Raw genomic sequence first — 990 nt, forward strand, 5'->3', positions numbered from 1 at the left:
ATTATGTGATATGTAAAAATTAAAACAAGCATCGTATTATTGGTATCTTGCGAAGAATATAAGTAACTAACAATCCAATAAGAAAAACAAAAAATACCATAAGCCATGAATCAACATAACCAATCCCTGTATAAATCGTATCTGTTCGAATCATAAAGGTAAATACAAAACCATGTATCAAATATATTCCAAATGTACAACTACTAATTTGCTGAATTACCTTTTTAATTTTTGAAGTCAACTTTACCTTTTTAAAAGCGTCACGGCCCAATATAAAAACAAATATGACAATAAAGCCTTCAAATATTGTTAAATACTCATTTATAAATTGATCCTGACGCAAACTCAAAAGCGAAATAACAGTACTTGACACAAAAGAAATAGCAGTCATTATCATTGCAGCAAACATAATTTTTTTATTTCGGAAATAACTTATATCATTTTCTTCAATGTAAAATCCTACAAGAGGATAAAAAAAAGCAGGATTCGTTACAAAAGGAATGGCCAATGCTATATTCCCAAATCCAAACGTATATTCTAAAAGAGGCAACATTCCTCCAAAGACGAAGTACAATGTACAAATATATATCATGATTTCTCTTGTTATATGTTTTGCAATAATGCGAAATATTGGAAGCATTATTAAAAATGCTACATATGAATACAAAAACCAATAGGAACCCGAAAAACTAAATGTAGTAGTGGAATATAGTGTATTTAATATCCACCAAAGGCTCATCTGAGCATGCCCATAAAGCGATAGAGAAACATAATATCCTAATGTAAAAACCAGAATCACCGTCAGATATTTTACTACCCGTTTCTTATAAAGTCCACTTATACTCTCCGCTTTTGACAAAAGCAATACTCCCGAACACATAAAGAACAAAGGAACTGCAACAAGGCAAAAACTTGAACATAATATCTCTATAACTTTCAATATAATATTGTCTTGTCCTTGAAAAGCTAGAAATCCCGTATTTCCTGTGT

At 30.4% G+C, this 990-nt stretch carries 1 protein-coding gene; it reads right to left on the reverse strand.

The window, feature by feature from the left end; genetic code table 11:
- Positions 1-19: 19 nt before the first annotated feature.
- On the reverse strand, positions 20-990 hold a 971-nt coding region (locus tag H6A13_RS12980), incomplete at its 5' end, for an acyltransferase (RefSeq protein ID WP_204909944.1).

The organism is Mordavella massiliensis, assembly GCF_016902415.1.
GTDB classification, from domain to species: Bacteria; Bacillota; Clostridia; order Lachnospirales; family Lachnospiraceae; genus Merdimonas; species Merdimonas faecigallinarum.